Genomic DNA, 19,388 nt, shown 5'->3' on the forward strand with positions numbered 1-19,388 from the left:
CCAATTATATCATTAAATAATAGTATTTCAATAATATTATACATTATATTTTATTGGACTGAAATGAACAAGATTTTATCCTAAAACTTTAAATAATAATAAAGTTAATAAAGTCCCAAAAATACCTCCAAAAATAACTTCTAAAATAGAATGAATTTGCGAATCAACTCTACTTTGTGCAACGATTACAGCTAGCAAATAAGATAATACCATAATTAGTGGTTCAGTAGTTAATAGGGTTATAGCTGTTGCTACTGAAAAAGCTATAGTACTGTGACCACTTGGCATTCCTCCCCTAAATGGAGTTCCCTCATCATAAATTGACTTAACTACTACCGCCGCAATACAAACTATGACTAGTATAAAGAATACCGTGTCAGGATTAGATTTTTTAAGCTTTGCCATCATAGTTCTATTAAAAGGGGTTAATCTATCCCAAAATATCACATAGCCTACAAGGACTGAATTTATAGCTGTTACTAGCACTGCACCTGCAGCAACATTCTTAGCAATTTTGGCTAGTGGGTGATAAAAATTTGTTGTAGCATCTATGGCACATTCTACAGCAGTATTTATCATCTCAGCCACTATAACCAAAGTTATAGTCATGGTGATAATCAAAAGCTCTATTCTTGATAAATCATAAAAAAAAGTGGCAGACAGCACTATTATTGTAGCTATCATATGTATCTTCATATTTCTTTGTGTTCTAATGGAATAAATAATTCCTTCAATAGCGTAATTAAAACTATCAACCAATTTTTTAACTTTCATACTCAACCACCTTTAAAAATATTGTAAGTAATCCAATACTATATAAATAATTATTAATATGCTCTATCTACATATTTTGAAATTACTCAATATTTCTTCTTCTCTTTTTCTCATGATTTTTTTTTCTGCATCCTCCATGTGGTCATAGCCTAACAGATGTAAAATTGAATGTACTGTAAGATATGCACATTCTCGAGTAAATGAATGACCAAATTCCTCACTTTGCTGGGATGCTTTTTCTAGTGATAATGCGACATCCCCCATCACTAGTCTTTTATCATTTAAATCACTTTGGTTAAATTTATAATTTAAATACTCATCTTTAAACACCTTCTTTTCTTGGTAATCCAGCATTGGAAAAGACAGCACGTCAGTTATTTCATCTATACCTCGATATTCTAAATTTATTTTTTTAATTTCTTCATTGTCAATTAATATAACGCTTACTTCATTTTCAATAAGAAGTTTCTCCTCTTTAAGGGTATATTCAATGACATCTTTTATAGCAGTTTCTAGTTCCTCAGTAACTGCTATCTTATTTTGCCTATTATCTATAAAAATCATACTTGTTTTACTCCTTTATTATCTTTTTCCCATTTATCCATTGGGTACTCTATTCTCTCATGATATATTCCTGAAAGTACTTTTAAAAACGCCTTTCGTATTTTTTCTAAATCTTTCAGCGTTAAATCACAATTATCTAATTGTCCATCATTAAGCCTGCCTTTTATTATGTTATTAACCATTTCCTCTATTTTATTTTTTGTAGGATTTGCTATTGATCTCACAGCTGCCTCCACTGCGTCAGACAGCATTATAATTGCGGCTTCACGGCTCTCCGGATTTGGTCCCTGATACCTAAAATCCTCTTCCTTAATATCATCTGGAGTATCACTAGAATTTTTCATAGTTACATAGAAATACTTAACTAAAGTCGTACCATGATGCTGCCCAATAATATCTTGAATGGCCATAGGTATTTTATGTTCTTTTGCAAGATCTATTCCATCCTTTACATGTGAAATTATTATAAGTGTACTTAGATTAGGAGTTATCTTATCATGAGGGTTATCATTTCCCAATTGATTTTCTTTGAAAAAATAAGGTCTCTTTATCTTGCCAATATCATGATAATAGGATGAAACTCTCGCAAGTACAGGATTAGCGCCAACTACTTCTGCTGCCACCTCTGATAAGTTAGCTACAAGTACAGAATGATGGTAAGTTCCTGGAGCTTCTAAAAGTAACCTTTTTAAAAGTGGGTGATTAGGGTTTGAAAGTTCCAAAAGCTTCACTGTAGTCACTATATCAAAAAGACTTTCAAAAAACGGCAAAAACCCAATAGTAAGTACTCCAGATATAATACTTGCAAGAGACACCATGCCCGCCTTTTTTAAAACATCAACTATACTATTACTTAGTAAAAATCCCATAGAAAGATAAATCGCCAAGTTTATCATTGCAATATATATAGCTGAATATAATATATCGTTTCTTTGTTGCATCTTTTTTAATAACATGACCCCAGTAATGGAATTTAGCACAGCTAATACCGTGATTTCAAAATTAAAATTAACAGCAACGCTAATTAAAATACAATTAAGAATATTCAAACCTATAGATACTTCATCATCAATTAAAATGGCCATGAGCATAGGTATACATGCTAGGGGAATTACAAACAGTGAAATTATGCCTAGTATTCTAGCCAGTAATATAGATATTATACTAAGAATATTAAGCATAATTAATTTTTTTATATCCTTGAATATTTCTGGTTGATACTTATATAAATAAAACCATTGAAGTAGAATGACTAGGCATACAAGCCCTGCCAAACTTAAATATAAGGACCATTCAAATTTATTTGTATTATCTAGGAGTCCTAATGATTGTAGCAGTGCCTTTTGTTCAAAGGTTATTGGAGAACCTTCGGTTACAATGATTTGATCTTTCTTAATCATGATAGGTTTAACACTTTTTCTTGCTTCTTCTATTAACAAATTTGTTTTTTCTTTATCATAAATTGAATTAGGACGAACTTCAACATTTGCAATAGACATTCCAATTTCTCTTATATCCTTTGGAAAATTCGAGTTATTAAATGCTGTGGCAATCATACCCTTCGCCATTCTAATTTCGTCAGGTTTATTTTCATTTATTGTGGTTACCTCATAAAGGGTATTCATAGTCTCTTTAAGAAATTTTTCTAATTCAACAGCTTTAGTAAGCTCTAGCCTTACTAAAATCTGATAATTCTCATAGGTAAAATCAGCAATTGGATTGCTTGCCTTGAGTGAAGCTATTTTTTCTTTTTCTGACAATACTTTTTCAGTGGCTGTTTCATTGTTTTTGGTGGTTGAATTGTTAGCATTTAACTTCACCACTGCAGCAAATAATTTACTTATATTTTCTATAGCTTTCTCATTTTCTGGAATTTTAATTGTTTTTTTTCCTACAAGATCTATAGCTTTAGTTATATTGCTTTCTGTAGCTACTTCATTTTCAACTTCTCTAGGAGCTTTTATATCTATTTTTGCAATATCCCCCACATTTACCGTATATTTTTTTGGAACTAAAGCTGTAACTAAAATTGAATACATAATAACTGCCGTAACTATAAAAATCAAGTACGGCTTTACTTTTTTAAGCGTCATAAGTTCTCTAATTTTTTTCATGTTCCATCCCCCGCCTTTTCTTCGCAAGTATTCTAATTTATTTTTCTTCAGAAACAACATTTTCTTCTGCGACAACCACTACTCTTATGGAGTACTTATCTTTCTCTTTTTTTACATCTTCAATTTTATCTATAATCTTTACACTTTTATCTAAATTTCTCAAAATATTAGAGTATATTTCCTTTGTTACCTTAATTGGATCCACAAGTATATTTTTTTCCTGAACTTCATAATAGATTTCTTTATATATAACCTTATTGTTACTTTCTATTTTATCATAATTACCATAGGGAATTAAGCTATTTTTGAGATAAATTTTTTTATTTGCAAGTTTAATGTATAAATTACTTATACTGTTTCCTGTTTTAATCCTTGATGCATTATATAGTGGAACATCTTTAATCTCCTCGTAAAAAGTTTTTGCTATAACTTCTCCCTCTGCACGTACAGCGTATACGCTTCCTTCTTTACCTTGCTCTCCCCTAACTAATAACTCCCCCTTTTGTATGGGGTCTCCATTCTTAACCACCGCTGTACCTTCCGTTGTAAATACTCTAACTACTATACCATCTTTATTAGCTATTAAATTACGCGGTGTTTCGTCTACAATTATAATAGGGGGTGATTGCCTCTCTATTACATCAACTTTAAGCTTAACGCCTTCAATTCTAGCTTTTACCCACATTATTTCATCATTGCTTCTTAGAATTTTATTTTCAATGTCGTAGACATCTATATTTTTCTTTTTAATACCTTGTGTAACTCCAAACCCCTTAATTTGATTGCGTAATTCATATGGGCTTATATATCGTTCCGTAGTAATTTGTATATTCCAAACAAATGTAGACAAATAATATATTATGCATGCAAATAAAATTACTCCGAGTAATAGGGCATACCTACTTCTTATTTTCATTAAAAAAAATGATAATCCATTTCTTCCAATAATCACAATTTTAGTATTTGTTTTTTTTGCCACTTTGCTAATCTCAACATAATCGGATAATTTGACCTGAAGCACTAAAGTTGTTATATTAATCTTTCTTATATTTTTAGCAACAATACCATTTTCCCATAACAAATTTATAAATTTTTCCGGCATAAATGACTCAATTTCCATTGTAATAATCCCTTTTTTGTATTTTCTTAAATTATTCATGTCCTTCATACACAACAGATTTAAAGTTACCACTTAAAGTTATTGTGTTTCCCCCTATAAATAATATTTTAAAATTTTTCCCGTAAATAGAAATCTGACCCACGTTGGAATTTATTTTTATTTCTTCTTCTTCAAAAATTACTACCCCTTTATGGTTTTCAATATTTATTTCATTATTAGCCAAAATAGTTATTTTTGGTAAATCTAATAGTATATCTCTTGGCAAATCTAACTTAGCCGCTATAGTTTCCTTTGTTCTAGAAAATTTATTTTCCATATACCCACCTCATAAAGTACTTCATATTAAATTTATGAAATAAAAACATAAGAAATTACAGTTTTTAAACTTTATAATCTTCAAAGCAAAAAAAGACCCAGCATAAGCTGAGTCTTTTATTTATTTAAATATTGTTTTACTATTTCAAAAGCAAGCTTACCATCTGCTTTGCCCTTAACTTAAGGCAACTTGGCAAACATAATTTTTCCACGTGTTCCATGCTATTAGTTCCCAATTCTACTACTGTTTCTCTGAATGTCTCTAAAATTTCTAATTTATTAACTGCTGAGGAAGGTATTCTAACAAAATTTTATTTAATCTTGTTTGTTTCCATATTCAAAAATTCTATTTGAATTTTCTCTTTCTTGCAGCTTCTGATTTTAATTTCTTTTTAACACTTGGCTTTTCATAGTGCTCTCTTTTTCTTACTTCTCCGAGCACTCCACTTCTTGCGCATTTTTTCTTAAACCTTCTTAAAGCGTTCTCAATGGACTCGTCTGCTCCAACCTTAATTTCTGACATCATTATCCCTCCCTCCGCTAGCTCAATTCAATTTAAAAACAGCTAATGCGGGGCCTAAATAGCACATTTTTTATTATACAACACAATTTTACATTATGTCAACATTTTCATTGCTATTTTTGTTATATATTGTGCATTTAAGCATAAAATATTAACATAAATTTAACATTTGAAAATTAATTATATGGGACGACTCGCATACTTATTTGTTATTTATTTAAATGTCCCTATTAACCAGGTGGCCACTGAAGCATTCTGCCCCCCAATAAATGAAAATGCACATGTTGAACAGTTTGGCCCCCTTGCTGACCACAATTACTAACAATCCTATATCCACTTTCAGCAATACCTAAGGTTACCGCAATTTCCTTGGCAGCCATAAATATATGGCCTACTAGTTCCGACGACTCTTGTTTTAAGCAGTTTAAGTCATCAATATGTTCTTTTGGAATAATTATAACATGTATAGGTGCCTGAGGACTTATGTCATTAAACACTATCACTTTATCATCTTCATAAAGCACTTCACAAGGTATCTGCTTTTTTATGATTTTACAAAATATACAGTCTTCTTTCTCCACATAATCACCTCCTACAATCCTACTTCTATAAACGTATAATACTACTATCTTATTAATATACTATTCAACATAAAGTTTTATTCTCCTGCTACATATATTTATTTTTGCGTAATTATTCAGTGTCTTGCACTTCTCCAAGTATATAATCGCCCATACCTTCTGTGAACTTAGTCATATGAAATTCACCGGATATATCTTTAGATGACTTTCCTACAACCTTTACATAGTTGTCAGTGTAGCCTTCATATTCATTTTCATTATTTTTAAATTTTTGCTCGTATAGTACATTCATGAATTTGCCGCTAAATGTATTTATATGTTTTTCTTCTAGCATATTGTTAAGTGTAATAAGCTTGTGGCTTCTCTCTTCTTTTACATTTCCATCAATCTGCTCTTTTATCTGCGCAGCCTTGGTACCTTTTCTTGGGCTGTATTTAAAAATATGCATTTTTGATAATTCTAATTCCTTTAAAAAATCATAGGTTTCATTAAATTCTTCCTGGGTTTCTCCAGGGAAACCTACAATTATATCTGTAGTTATAGATGCTCCCACTATATTTAATCTTAAGTTTTCTACCACGGCTTTATATTCCTGCGCGGTATACTGCCTATTCATTCTTTTAAGGGTCTTATCACATCCACTTTGAAGTGAAAGATGGAAATGAGGACATAGTTTCTTAAATGACATTATCTTATCGATAACACCCTCTGTAAAGAAGGTAGGATCTATTGAACCTATTCTTATTCTTTCTATTCCTGGAACCTTATCTACTTCTTCTAAAATCCTCACTAAATTCCATCCGCCTTCTAAATCTAATCCAAAGGATGCTATATGTATACCCGATAAAAGAATTTCTTTAAAGCCATTTCGGGCTAATTCATAAACCTCTGATATAATTTTCTCAGGTAACTTACTACATACTGCTCCTCTTGCATAAGGTATTAAGCAATAAGAACAAAATCTATTGCAGCCGTCTTGAATTTTTACAAAAGCTCTAGTTCTATCTTGATATTCACTAATATTTAAATCCTCAAAAACCTTGTTTTTTAGAACATCGCTTACTTGTACTACCTGCTCCGACTCTTCGCGAGCTCTATTCACCCAATAAACAATATCACCTTTATTTCGGCTACCTAAAACTACATCAACGCCCTCAATGCTGGCTACTTCCTCTGGGGCTATCTGTGCATAACACCCCACCACTGCAATAACAGCACTTTCATTAGCTCTTCTAGCGCGTCCTATCATCTGTCTTGATTTTTTATCACCCATATTTGTAACTGTACAAGTATTAATAACATATACGTCAGAAAAATCATTAAACTCAGCCACTTCATATCCTTCGCGAATAAATTTTTCTACCATGGCTTCTGACTCGTACTTATTTACCCTGCACCCTAATGTAGCGAAAGCAACTTTCATTCTATAATTCCCCCTAAGTCTCCTAGTTCATACATTATCAAACTTAAACAGGTAAAACCTGCTGTCTCAGTTCTAAGTATTCTAGGTCCCAAAGTTACAATACTAGCTCCTATTTCTTTTAGTTTAAGTATTTCACACTCTTCAAATCCACCCTCTGGTCCTATGACAATAGCTACTTTACTAATAGATTGTTTTTCTATGTTTTTCATCAATTTCTTTATGCCGTAGCCTTCTTCATTTTCATATGGAACCACCACTAAATCCATATGCATTAACTCTTCTAACAAGTTATCAAATTCTATAGGCACATTAATTTGAGGTACCAAACTTCTTTTGCACTGCTTACAAGCCTCCAGTGCTATCCTATTCCATCTATCTACCTTTTTGAATTCCGCAAGCTCAGTTTTAACTATTACTCGCTGCGAAATCATAGGTGTTATTGCTTTGACCCCTAGTTCTGTATTTTTTTGAACTATTAAATCCATTTTTGTTGATTTAGGCATGCCTTGAAATAAGTATACTTCAATAGGACTTTCATTATTTATAGAGCTTTCTTCTAATAGATTTATAGTTACCGACTTCTTATCTATTAAAGCAATTTCCCCAACATACTCAATGCCTTCCCAGTTGTTTACATTTACCTTGTCTCCAATTTTAAGCCTTAATACTTTATATATATGTTTTACATCTTCGCCCTCAATAATAGCATTATTTTCTACTATATTAGCCTTTGACACAAAAAATTTATGCATTTTTTATTCTCTCCTCAACCAGGCATCTTTAACTTGTTATATTTAAAGATACCTTATATAGTTATTTGACTACAACTTTGCAACTATACAAACCCATTCTCCCTCTATGTTTATCTCTTCAATTTTAAAACCACACTGAGTTAACTTATTTATTACCTCATCTTTTTTACTTGTGATTATTCCCGAGGAAATAAAATACCCACCTTCTATTATAAAGGATTTAACTTGCTCAGTTAAGAAAATAATTATATCAGCCATTATATTAGCTATAACTATATTGGCCTTTCCTTTAACGACTTCCATTAAGTCTCCATATACTATCTCAATGTTATTTAAATCATTGTAGCTAACATTCAGCGAAGCGGAATCTACTGCTACTGGGTCCAAATCAACCCCTATGGTTTTTTTCGCCCCAAGCTTAGCTGCAGCGATAGACAATATGCCCGACCCTGTTCCTATATCAAAAACAACTGATTGTTCGTTTACGTGCCTCTCAAGCGCTTTTATGCACATTCTAGTAGTTTCATGAGTACCAGTTCCAAATGCCATACCCGGGTCAAGCTCTACAATTATTTCACCAGGCTTTTTATCGTATTTTTCCCATATAGGTTTTATAACAATCTTTTCTCCTACCTTTATTGGTTTATAATACTGTTTCCAATTATTTTCCCAATCCTGTTCCTTTACCTTCACTTTCGTAACCGTTCCTAAACCCTTATCTAATCCAAACTCAGGCAATTTATTTACCCCTGTTTTAATTTCTTCAAAGTAGCTTTCAAATTTCTCATCTTCTTTATAGTATCCCTTAACTACAACCCCACTATTTGTGTCTATAATAGTTTCATCAAAATAGTCCCAATCCGTAGTATGATCTCGCCTAAAAATCATATCTAGTGGATCCAAAATAGAAACACCTTTTACACCAGTATTATATAGCATGGCTGAAACTGCCTCAACTGCCTCACTGCTTGTTATTATAGTTACTTCAATCCAATCTTTATTCATAATTATTCTCCTTGCTTCTCCCTAAGGGTAGATATCATTTTTATCTATATAAGTGTATCATTTTTGATATTTTAACACAATATTATAATAAAAAACTCCGTTTTATATAACGAAGTTTTTTATTATTAATTATTTACCTAATATTTTATCCACAAAAGACTTTTTACCATCTTCACTAAACTCTATACTCTCACCACTAGCTTCCATATAGAGTTTTAAGGCTGCCTTTTGTTTATCATTCAAGGATTTTGGTACATCAACAATGACTTTTACGTATTCATCGCCTCTTCCATGTCCGTTAACTCTAGGTATACCCTTTCCCTTAAGTCTAAATACAGTTCCAGATTGTGTGCCTGCTGGAACTTTATACTTAACGTCTCCATCCACAGTTGGAACTTTAATTTCAGTTCCAATAGATGCATATCCAAAACTTATATGTGATTCTATATGAATATCAATTCCATTTCTCTTAAAGGTTTTATGAGGAGTTACTCTGATATTTATATATAAGTCTCCTGATGGGCCACCTTTTTCTCCTGGTTCTCCTTGCCCTCTTAGAGGCATAACATTTCCAGTGTCAACTCCACCTGGAACATTAATCTTAATTTTTCTGTTTTTTCTCTCTTTTCCAGAGCCATGACAAGTCTTACATGGTTCAGAAATTATTTGACCACGCCCTCCGCACTTATCACAAGTGCTCATGCTAGCAAAGCTTCCAAAAGCAGTGTTTCTTTGAACTTTTATCTGCCCATTTCCACCACATTTGTCACAGGTTTTAGCAGAAGTACCAGCTTTAGCACCACTACCACCGCAATCATTACATTTTTCATTTTTGGTAACAGATATCTCTTTTTCAACACCAAAAACAGACTCCTCAAAGCTTAAATTTAAATTGTATTCTAAATCCGCACCTTTTTTGGGTCCATTTTGATTTCTTGAAGAGAAACCTCCTCCAAATATGTCTCCAAATATATCTCCAAAACCACCAAAGCCTGAAAAATCAGAGCCAGCATCAAAGCCTGCTCCAGCATCCGCTGAACCATATTGATCATATCTTGCTTTTTTATCTGAATCAGATAAAACTTGATATGCCTCATTTGCTTCCTTAAATTTGTCTTCTGCTGCTTTATTGTCTGGGTTCCTATCTGGATGATATTTTAATGCAGCCTTTTTAAAGGCTTTCTTAATTTCTTCTTCACTAGCACCTCTTTCAATGCCTAGGGTCTCATAATAATCTTTTTTTGCCATGCTGTTTTTACACCACCTAAAATATATATGCTTTATTATATAAAATATTGATTAAAATAAATAATTCAATGGCATCTATTTCTATGCCAACAATGCTATTATATAGTTTTTCTACTATTATTGATATAATTTACTTTAAATAAATTAAGGGAAGGGTAATTACCCCACCCTTAATTTAATGGTTTCACTAAATATTTAGCTTATTTTTTTTCATCTTCTTCTACTTTGAAATCAGCATCTACTACGTTGTCATCATGCGCTGCATTTCCGCCCATGTCGCCAGCTCCTTGATCTTGTGCTCCTTGTTCTTGCTGTGCTGCCTCTGCTTGGTATATTTTTGTAGTTACAGCATAGAAAGCTTCAGTTAACTCTTCCGTAGATTTCTTTATAGCTTCTATATCTTCGCCATCTTTAACTTTTTTAAGAGCTTCAAGTTTTGCTTCAATATCTTTTTTATCTTCCTGCGAAACTTTTTCTCCAAGGTCAGTTAAGCTTTTTTCAGTTTGGTATACTAACTGCTCTGCGTTGTTTTTAGTCTCAATTGCTTCTTTTCTAGCTTTATCTTCTTCAGCAAATTTCTCTGCCTCTTTTACTGCTGCGTCAATTTCAGAATCACTTAAATTAGTTGATGCTGTAATTGTTATTTTAGCTTCTTTTCCTGTTCCTTTATCTTTAGCTGATACATTAACTATACCATTAGCATCTATATCAAAAGTAACCTCTATTTGTGGAATTCCTCTTGGTGCTGCTGCTATTCCAGAAAGAGTAACTCTTCCTAGTGACTTATTTCCTGCAGCCATTTGTCTTTCACCTTGGACAATGTTAATTTCAACTGATGTTTGGCCATCTGCAGCTGTTGAGAATACTTGACTCTTTTTAGCAGGAATCGTAGTATTTCTTTCAATTAAAGGAGTAGCTATTCCACCTAGTGTTTCAATTCCTAGTGTTAATGGAGTTACGTCAAGAAGTAACACATCTTTAACTTCTCCACTTAATACTCCCGCCTGAACTGCTGCACCAAGAGCAACACATTCATCAGGATTTACTCCCTTTGAAGGTTCTTTTCCTGTAAAGTTTTTAACTGCATCTACAACTGCTGGTGTTCTTGTTGAACCACCTACAAGCACAACTTTATCTATTTCACTCAATGATAACCCTGCATCTGCAAGAGCTTTTTTCATTGGCTCTATTGTAGCATCAACTAAATCGTGAGTTAATTCATTAAATTTAGCTCTTGTTAAATTCATCTCTATATGCTTTGGACCTGTAGCATCTGCAGTAATAAATGGCAGATTAATTGTTGTTTGCATTGATGATGATAATTCAATTTTAGCTTTTTCAGCAGCTTCTTTTAATCTTTGAAGTGCCATTTTGTCATTTCTTAAATCTATTCCATTATCTGCTTTAAAAGTTTCAGCTATATAATTTACTACCTTTTGGTCAAAGTCATCTCCACCAAGTTTAGTATTACCATTAGTTGATTTAACTTCGAATAGTCCATCACCAAGTTCTAATATAGATACGTCAAATGTACCGCCACCTAAATCATATACTAATATTTTCTGATTAACATCCATCTTATCTAAACCATAAGCAAGGGCTGCTGCAGTTGGCTCATTTATTATTCTCTTAACCTCAAGTCCAGCTATTTTTCCTGCGTCTTTTGTTGCTTGTCTTTGACTATCATTGAAATATGCTGGTACAGTTATTACGGCTTCAGTAACTGCTTCTCCTAAATAAGCTTCTGCATCAGCTTTGATTTTTTGAAGAATATAAGCTGAAATTTCTTGTGGTGTATGTGATTTTCCATCAACATTTATTTTATGATCTGTACCCATTTCTCTTTTAATTGACATTATTGTTCTATCTGGATTTGTAATTGCTTGCCTTTTAGCTACTTGGCCTACTAGTCTTTCTCCGTTAGCTTGAAATGAAACTACAGATGGTGTAGTTCTTGCACCTTCTGAGTTAGAGATCACCACTGGTTCTCCACCCTCCATAACTGCTACACATGAATTTGTTGTACCTAAATCTATTCCTATAATTTTTCCCATTATTATTTCCTCCTTGTATTCCTTTTAGTTTATAGCATTTTCACTGCTAGGTTTTTATAATAAAACTTTTAATTTGCAACTTTAACCATACTATGTCTTAATACTTTGTTTGCTCTTTTATATCCCTTTTGGAACACTTCAACTATTTCGTTAGCTCCATACTGTTCATCTTCAACATGCATAACTGCATTGTGAAAATTTGGATCAAACGCAGCATCTGGAGATAGTTCTTCAACTCCTAGTTTAGTAAAAGCATCATTAAATTGTCTTACTGTCATTTCTACACCAGTTCTTAGATCCTCGCCACACCCTTCAACAGAAAGTGCTCTTTCTAAGTTATCCAGCACCGGTAAAACTTCTTTTAAAACATCAGCGCAAGCATCAGTATATATGCCTTCTTTCTCTTTCGCTGTTCTTTTTCTAAAATTTTCATACTCAGCCATAGTTCTTAAAAATTTATCTTTAAAAGTAATAATCTCATTTTCGAGTTTCATATTCTCTTCTTGTAGTTTTTTTATTTTTTTACTCATATTTTTTTCTTCTTCACCTTCTAAAAGTTCTATAAACTCTTCCTCTTCTACTGTTTCAGTATCTTCTGGAGTTCCTTCTATAATACCCTCAGTTTCTTCTGTATTACTTTGGTTCTCTTCAAGTTCAATTTCATCAACCGAGCTTGAATCCTCAAAGGGCATTGGTATTTTTTCTTCTTTTAAAATCTTTTCGTTTTTACTGTTATTTGTATGCACTCAACTATTCCTCCATTTCCGGCTCAAAGTAAATCTTTTAATTCAAATTTTTATCTATGATCGTCATAAATTTGAGCTATATTATCATTTAATTCTTTAACTATTTCAGTTAACACGGATATAACTTTTCCATAGGGTATTCTTGTTGGTCCTATCACACCAATAGAACCCAGGGGTGTTCCTGAGGCGCTATAAACCGCCGTTATGATACTGCATTCCCTAGCACACTCAACAAAATTTTCACCACCGATTTTTATTGTAATATTACCAGTAATGTCTTTCGCATTTAGTAAACTATTTATACTCTCTTTATTGTCAACTAAAATTAAAAACTCTCGTGCTTTATTAATATTGTTATATTCTGAGTAATTAAATATATTTGCAGCACCCTGAATATATATTTCTGAAGTTTCCACCCCAGACAAACTATCATATAAAGCTGGAATAATACCATCAAAGATTTCTTCATAAGAAGCTAAATTATTTTTTAAATTATTAATGACTTCTAAATTTATTTGTTCAATTGTAAGCTTCCCTAATCTAAAATTAAGTATCTGGGTGAGTTTTTCTATGGTAGCACTATTAATAGGTTTACTAATCTTAATAACATTGTTTTTGATTATGCCACTGTCTGTAATAATTACAAACAAGACACTGGCCGCATCTAGATTCATTAGCTGAATATATTTTATACAACTCTTTTGAACAGAGGGTGCCTTAACTATAGATGTAAGATTTGTAAGATGCGAAAGCACCAGTGTTGCTTGCTTAACAATTTTATCAACCTCATATAGTGCAACATTAATAAGGTGATGTTTAATTATATATTGTTCCTCAGTAGATAATTCTGTTATTTGCATAAGTCTATCAACATATAATCTATAACCCTTATCTGATGGTTTTCTACCGGAGGAGGTATGGAGTTGTTCTATATATCCCATCTCTTCCAAGTCTGACATTTCATTTCTTATAGTAGCTGAACTAATGCCTAAATCATACTTTTTAGCTATGGTTCTGGACCCCACAGGCTCACCATTATTTATATAGTCTGTAACTATAGCCTGAAGTATTTTTATCTTTCTTTCATCCATTTCCATATTATCACCTCTTTTATTAGCACTCACTACCATTGAGTGCTAACGAGTATGTATTAAAAGTATCATTTACTATTGTATTTGTCAATAACCCTCTATTTTCAATATAGCCATTTTATATTCATTATGCCAGTTTATATTTACTATGCTCCATTTATCTTTAATTTTCTAGTCAACTTCATAAAAATTAAAACTACCTATTTCATATGGCCTTATAATTTTTTCATTTTTGATTTACAGTTCTACTATATGTAATAGTAATTAGTAAATGTATGTAGGGCTATGATATAAGAAATTCTGCCATAATTATATTAGATACTTCAATGCCTTCATGTGTTAAAAAAATATTATCATCATTTTCTACCATGAATCCAGTACTTGTATATTTACTTATTACAACCTCATAAACACTGTGTATATCAATATTAAACCTTTTTTGAAATTGACTTTTACTTATGCCTCTGGTCTTTCTAAGTCCCATGAACATAAACTCTTCCATGTCGTCATTAGTGGAATTTTTCTTTCTTTCTACTATTGCACTGCCCTGAAGATTTATTTTCTCCATATATGCTTCTACATTTTCTTCATTCCTATACCTAAAACCATCGATATATGAATGAGAAGCAGAGCCACAACCAATATACTCGCCCATTTCCCAATATACCAAATTATGTCTACAGGGCATATTGTCTTTTGTAAAATTTGAAATTTCATATTGTAAATAACCCTTTTCTCTTAAATATACTATTGTTTCATGGTACATAGCTCTATCTATTTCCTCATCAGGAAGGTTTAATGTACCCTGCTCAAATCTTTTATAAAAAGCAGTACCCTCTTCTACTATTAAACTATAACAAGATAAATGTTCTGGCTCAAGTTCAGTCACTTTTTTCAAAGTCTCTTTCCACTGCTCAAGTGTTTGACTCGGCAAACCAAACATTAAATCTACATTAATGTTATTAAATCCTAGCATTCTCGCCATTTCAAAGCTTTGCTTAAAATCGTAAACCGTATGGATTCTCCCAAGGCTTAAAAGCAAAGAATCTTGAAAGGCTTGAAGTCCAATACTAAGTCTATTTACTCCCATTTTTTTAAAAAAGTTTAATTTTTCCATTGTAAAGGTTCCTGGATTCCCCTCCACTGTAAACTCTAAATCTTCGCTGGTATCTAATCTATCAATACTTTTTCTTATAATTTCCCAGCCTGCCAAAGATAAATAGGTGGGAGTTCCCCCACCTATAAAAATAGTTTTTATTTTTTTATCTTTTATACTACTTATTTCTTTTGCGAGAGCTGCGGCATAATGGAGCATATGTTCCTCTTTGCCTGCATAGGATGGAAAATCACAATATAAACACTTCTGCTTGCAAAAGGGAATATGTATATACAACGCCACATTCTTCATATCTTACCCTCACCTTATTTTTTAATCTACTTTAAGTATAGCCATAAATGCTTCTTGTGGAACTTCTACACTTCCAACTTGTCTCATTCTCTTTTTACCTTCTTTTTGTTTTTCTAATAATTTTCTCTTTCTTGAAATATCTCCGCCATAACATTTAGCTAACACATCTTTTCTCATTGCTTTTACCGTTTCTCGTGCAATTACCTTTGCGTTTATAGCTGCTTGTATTGGAATTTCAAACATTTGTCTTGGTATATGCTCTTTTAGTTTTTCACACATGACTCTTCCTCTATGGGAAGCTGTTTCTTCGGGAACAATCATAGAAAGAGCATCAACTTTTTCGCCTTTAAGCAAAATATCTAATTTTACAAGATTTGCCTTGATATATCCCTTTAATTCATAGTCAAAGGATGCATAGCCTTTTGTTCTTGATTTTAAGGCATCAAAAAAGTCATATACTATTTCATTAAGTGGCAATTCATAATTTACAACCACTCTAGTAGTTTCTATATAATTCATATCAAGATATACGCCCCTCTTTTGTTGGCATAACTCCATAACTGTTCCTAGGTATTCTGATGGGGTTATGATAGAAGCTTTAACTATTGGTTCTTCCATATAATTAATTTCTGTAGGCTCTGGAAGATTTGTAGGATTTGTTATCTCTACTAATTCTCCATTAGTTTTCATTACTTTATATATAACTGAAGGAGCTGTGGTAATAATATCTAAATTAAATTCTCTTTCTACTCTTTCTTGCACTATTTCCATATGCAGAAGACCTAAGAATCCACATCTAAATCCAAAACCTAACGCAATAGACGTCTCTGGTTCAAAGCCTAAGGCTGCATCATTTAGCTGAAGTTTTTCTAGTGCTTCTTTTAATTCTCCATATCTGGCCCCATCTATAGGATAAATACCACTAAATACCATAGGTATCGCCGGTCTGTATCCCTTAAGTGCCTCTGTAGCTGGTCTTGCAGCCTCTGTTACTGTATCCCCAACTCGTGCATCCCTAACATTTTTAATAGAGGCAGTTATATACCCAACATCCCCAGCACTTAGTTCAGGTACAGGAAGATAATTTGGAACGAAAACTCCAACTTCTACTACATCATAGATCTTACTAGTATTCATTAGCTTAATCTTTGTTCCTTGTCTAATTTTACCATCTCTAACTCTTACGTAGCATACAACACCTTTATAGCTATCATAGGAAGAATCAAAAATCAGTGCTTTAAGTGGAGCTTCCGCGTCACCACTCGGTGGTGATATCTTATTTACTACAGCTTCTAAAACATCCTCTATATTAAGTCCAGTCTTAGCTGAAATTAGAGGAGCATCCTGGGCCTCAATTCCTATTACGTCCTCAATTTCCTTCATAACCTCTTGTGGCCTTGCACTAGGTAGGTCTATTTTGTTAATAACCGGTGCAATATCAAGGTTATTATCTAAGGCAAGATAGCAGTTTGCCAGGGTCTGAGCTTGAATTCCTTGAGACGCATCAACCACAAGCACTGCTCCTTCACAAGCAGCCAAACTCCTTGAAACCTCATAGTTAAAATCTACATGTCCTGGAGTATCTATCAAATTAAATGTGTATTCTTCTCCATTTTCCCTTTTATAAATTAACCTAGCTGGTTGAGATTTTATAGTAATACCTCTTTCTCTTTCTAGGTCCATAGTATCAAGTACCTGTTCTTCCATTTCTCTTTTAGTTAAAGTACCCGTCTTTTCGAGTAGCCTATCCGCAAGAGTAGATTTGCCGTGGTCTATATGTGCAACTATGGAAAAATTTCTTATGTATTTTTGTCTATCACTCTGCATTAATTTTTACCCCCGTTATTGTATATGAATTAATCATCACTTCGCAAGTGTCGTTAAGTCATTCTCTTTAGCATAACCTAAATATATTTTATATTCCACTTTATATTATTGCCGCGTGGCACAAAATATATTAATTTTTATAAAACAACTTAAATTATATCATAAATGTCTAGAGCTTTGTCAACACAAAATACTCTTGCCTTACAATTTATTTAGCTTAAGGCACAATTATCTTATTATTTTGAAAAAATTCTATTATATATATCATCATATACTTTATTATATTTTTCTTTCATTTTATCAATAACTTTATTGTTTACATAAAAAACATAGTCCACAGTCTCTATTTTTAGATCAATTGGTTTTAATGTTAAGTCCATTGTGAACTTTGACTTTTTTCTCACATCTTTTGCCTTAGTAATATTAATTTCAGTGAATCCATAGATAAATATAAAAAAACAAAGAAAAATCACAAGAGTGTATTTACTTCTACCTTTTTTTCGCATAAAAAATGCCTCCTAGGGTTCTCACAGATAGATAACAATTATTAATTATTATCTTCTCCTTACTAAGGATGCACTTTTTAAAATAAACTATTCACTTTTTCCATTTAATTGCTCTGCAATTATTCTTGATAAATACTTACCAGTATTTTTTGCCTCTTCAATAGTATTATTGTTTGAGCCTACTTCAATTAGTACTGCATTATCGCTTCTATTCTGGTTATAGAAACCTATGCCGTAATCATAGGTATAGATTTCTCTGGTTTCTAAAAGACCTGGAAATAGATTTTTCGATGTTCCTATCATGGAATCTATTAATTTCTTTTGCTTGGCATATCTAGGGTTTTTCTGTGTCACTACAAACATAAACTTGGCCACATTTTCACCATTTAATTTTGTAGTTACTGCCTTTTTACTATCTCTATGTAAATCTATAATTAATTTAAAATCTCCATATTCCTTTATATACTTATCTAACGTAGCCCCAGCTTTTTTGTAGGCCCCATTATAATCTCCTTTGTCATTTACAGTCTTATCATGTATAACTGCAATTCCATAATTTTTTTCTAGTTCCTCCTCTATTATATCTCCTACTGCAGTTACATTTTTCGTTTGATCCAATGTACTGCTTGTATTAGATTTATCCGTGTCTGAAGTGCTATAAGCCTCTGATGTGTGAGAATGATATATAATCACTTCCGGTTTAGCATTATTTAGAGTTTTTTTCAATTTAGGATTATAAAGAGCTGCAACAACATTAGATTTTTCAGTTGTATCTTCGATCTTACTTATTTGTTTTTCGCCTAAATTAAAGGGGTTAAGAATAAATGTTTTTAAATTATTCACTTCATTGCTCTCATTTTTTACATTTACATCAGCACTAATTTCATTTTTATTCAAATATGCAATTTCTTTTGTTATTATTGATATAGGATTTCGAATGTCTATTCCTAAAAATGATAGTGTTTCGAATTCCATACTACTTTCATTGTTATCAGACTTCTGCTCATTGCTTGCGGACTTAATTACAGATAATGTATTATCAATAGCCTTAACATAAAGGTAGTTTAGATATCTTCCTTCACTGTAGGCCACAACATTTCTAGGTAAAATGACTCCAAATAAAAAAATAATTAGTAATGTGAAAACACTAAAAGCTATTCTCACATTACTATCTTTTTTAATAGTGTGTTTTGAAAAATTCATTTTTATCCCCCCTGTTTTTACAAGATAGTGTTAACACTATCTTTGTTTTATTTATATAAATCCCTGCTTTAGCAAGGGTTTAAACTGTTTTTATAACAAAAAAACAATGACCCCCTCTTTTTGGTATAATTGTT

18 protein-coding genes are annotated in these 19,388 nt (G+C 32.2%); all 18 read right to left on the reverse strand.

Annotated features, from left to right (window positions below; all coding sequences use genetic code 11):
- Positions 1-75: 75 nt before the first annotated feature.
- Positions 76-774 (reverse strand): diacylglycerol kinase, encoded by a 699-nt coding sequence (locus KPL50_RS02595; protein WP_216296854.1) that lies wholly within the window; start codon positions 772-774, stop codon positions 76-78.
- Between the two features lie 63 nt (positions 775-837).
- On the reverse strand, positions 838-1,338 hold the full coding sequence (gene ybeY, locus KPL50_RS02600; RefSeq protein ID WP_216296855.1) for an rRNA maturation RNase YbeY: 501 nt from the start codon (positions 1,336-1,338) through the stop codon (positions 838-840).
- Complete coding sequence (locus KPL50_RS02605) at positions 1,335-3,452, reverse strand: HD family phosphohydrolase (RefSeq protein ID WP_216296856.1); 2,118 nt, start codon at positions 3,450-3,452, stop codon at positions 1,335-1,337. Before KPL50_RS02605 ends, ybeY begins: the two co-directional genes overlap by 4 nt.
- Before the next feature lie 37 nt (positions 3,453-3,489).
- Positions 3,490-4,620, reverse strand: coding sequence for a sporulation protein YqfD (yqfD, locus tag KPL50_RS02610; RefSeq protein WP_216296857.1), 1,131 nt, complete (start codon positions 4,618-4,620; stop codon positions 3,490-3,492).
- Complete coding sequence (gene yqfC, locus KPL50_RS02615) at positions 4,604-4,888, reverse strand: sporulation protein YqfC (RefSeq protein WP_216296858.1); 285 nt, start codon at positions 4,886-4,888, stop codon at positions 4,604-4,606. Before yqfC ends, yqfD begins: the two co-directional genes overlap by 17 nt.
- A 345-nt stretch (positions 4,889-5,233) precedes the next feature.
- Entirely contained in the window at positions 5,234-5,410 is a 177-nt protein-coding gene (rpsU, locus tag KPL50_RS02620; protein ID WP_124998347.1) for a 30S ribosomal protein S21, read from the reverse strand.
- 230 nt (positions 5,411-5,640) lie between these two features.
- The gene (locus KPL50_RS02625; protein ID WP_216296859.1) at positions 5,641-5,991 is read right to left on the reverse strand and encodes a histidine triad nucleotide-binding protein; all 351 of its coding nucleotides are present in this window, start codon (positions 5,989-5,991) and stop codon (positions 5,641-5,643) included.
- 112 nt (positions 5,992-6,103) lie between these two features.
- Positions 6,104-7,414 (reverse strand): tRNA (N(6)-L-threonylcarbamoyladenosine(37)-C(2))-methylthiotransferase MtaB, encoded by a 1,311-nt coding sequence (mtaB, locus tag KPL50_RS02630; protein WP_216296860.1) that lies wholly within the window; start codon positions 7,412-7,414, stop codon positions 6,104-6,106.
- Positions 7,411-8,166 carry a 16S rRNA (uracil(1498)-N(3))-methyltransferase gene (locus KPL50_RS02635; protein ID WP_216296861.1) on the reverse strand — a complete coding sequence of 252 codons (756 nt, stop codon included), beginning with the start codon at positions 8,164-8,166 and terminating at the stop codon, positions 7,411-7,413. The genes mtaB and KPL50_RS02635 overlap by 4 nt, the downstream gene beginning before the upstream one ends.
- A gap of 69 nt (positions 8,167-8,235) precedes the next feature.
- A complete protein-coding gene (gene prmA / locus KPL50_RS02640; protein ID WP_216296862.1) occupies positions 8,236-9,171 on the reverse strand; it encodes a 50S ribosomal protein L11 methyltransferase in 936 nt (311 codons plus the stop codon).
- 129 nt (positions 9,172-9,300) lie between these two features.
- Entirely contained in the window at positions 9,301-10,419 is a 1,119-nt protein-coding gene (gene dnaJ, locus KPL50_RS02645) for a molecular chaperone DnaJ (RefSeq protein WP_216296863.1), read from the reverse strand.
- 200 nt (positions 10,420-10,619) lie between these two features.
- Complete coding sequence (gene dnaK / locus KPL50_RS02650; RefSeq protein ID WP_216296864.1) at positions 10,620-12,473, reverse strand: molecular chaperone DnaK; 1,854 nt, start codon at positions 12,471-12,473, stop codon at positions 10,620-10,622.
- A gap of 68 nt (positions 12,474-12,541) precedes the next feature.
- Positions 12,542-13,165 carry a nucleotide exchange factor GrpE gene (gene grpE, locus KPL50_RS02655; RefSeq protein WP_216296907.1) on the reverse strand — a complete coding sequence of 208 codons (624 nt, stop codon included), beginning with the start codon at positions 13,163-13,165 and terminating at the stop codon, positions 12,542-12,544.
- Positions 13,166-13,269: 104 nt separating this feature from the next.
- The gene (hrcA, locus tag KPL50_RS02660; protein WP_216296865.1) at positions 13,270-14,316 is read right to left on the reverse strand and encodes a heat-inducible transcriptional repressor HrcA; all 1,047 of its coding nucleotides are present in this window, start codon (positions 14,314-14,316) and stop codon (positions 13,270-13,272) included.
- Positions 14,317-14,593: 277 nt separating this feature from the next.
- Positions 14,594-15,718, reverse strand: a complete 1,125-nt coding sequence (hemW, locus tag KPL50_RS02665; protein WP_216296866.1) for a radical SAM family heme chaperone HemW — start codon at positions 15,716-15,718, stop codon at positions 14,594-14,596.
- Between the two features lie 21 nt (positions 15,719-15,739).
- Positions 15,740-17,545, reverse strand: a complete 1,806-nt coding sequence (lepA, locus tag KPL50_RS02670; protein ID WP_216296867.1) for a translation elongation factor 4 — start codon at positions 17,543-17,545, stop codon at positions 15,740-15,742.
- A gap of 236 nt (positions 17,546-17,781) precedes the next feature.
- The gene (locus KPL50_RS02675; RefSeq protein ID WP_216296868.1) at positions 17,782-18,051 is read right to left on the reverse strand and encodes a hypothetical protein; all 270 of its coding nucleotides are present in this window, start codon (positions 18,049-18,051) and stop codon (positions 17,782-17,784) included.
- A gap of 87 nt (positions 18,052-18,138) precedes the next feature.
- Entirely contained in the window at positions 18,139-19,254 is a 1,116-nt protein-coding gene (locus KPL50_RS02680) for a stage II sporulation protein P (RefSeq protein ID WP_216296869.1), read from the reverse strand.
- Positions 19,255-19,388 lie beyond the last annotated feature (134 nt).

The organism is Clostridium sp. CF012 (assembly GCF_018861755.1).
GTDB lineage: Bacteria > Bacillota > Clostridia > Clostridiales > Clostridiaceae > Clostridium_AD.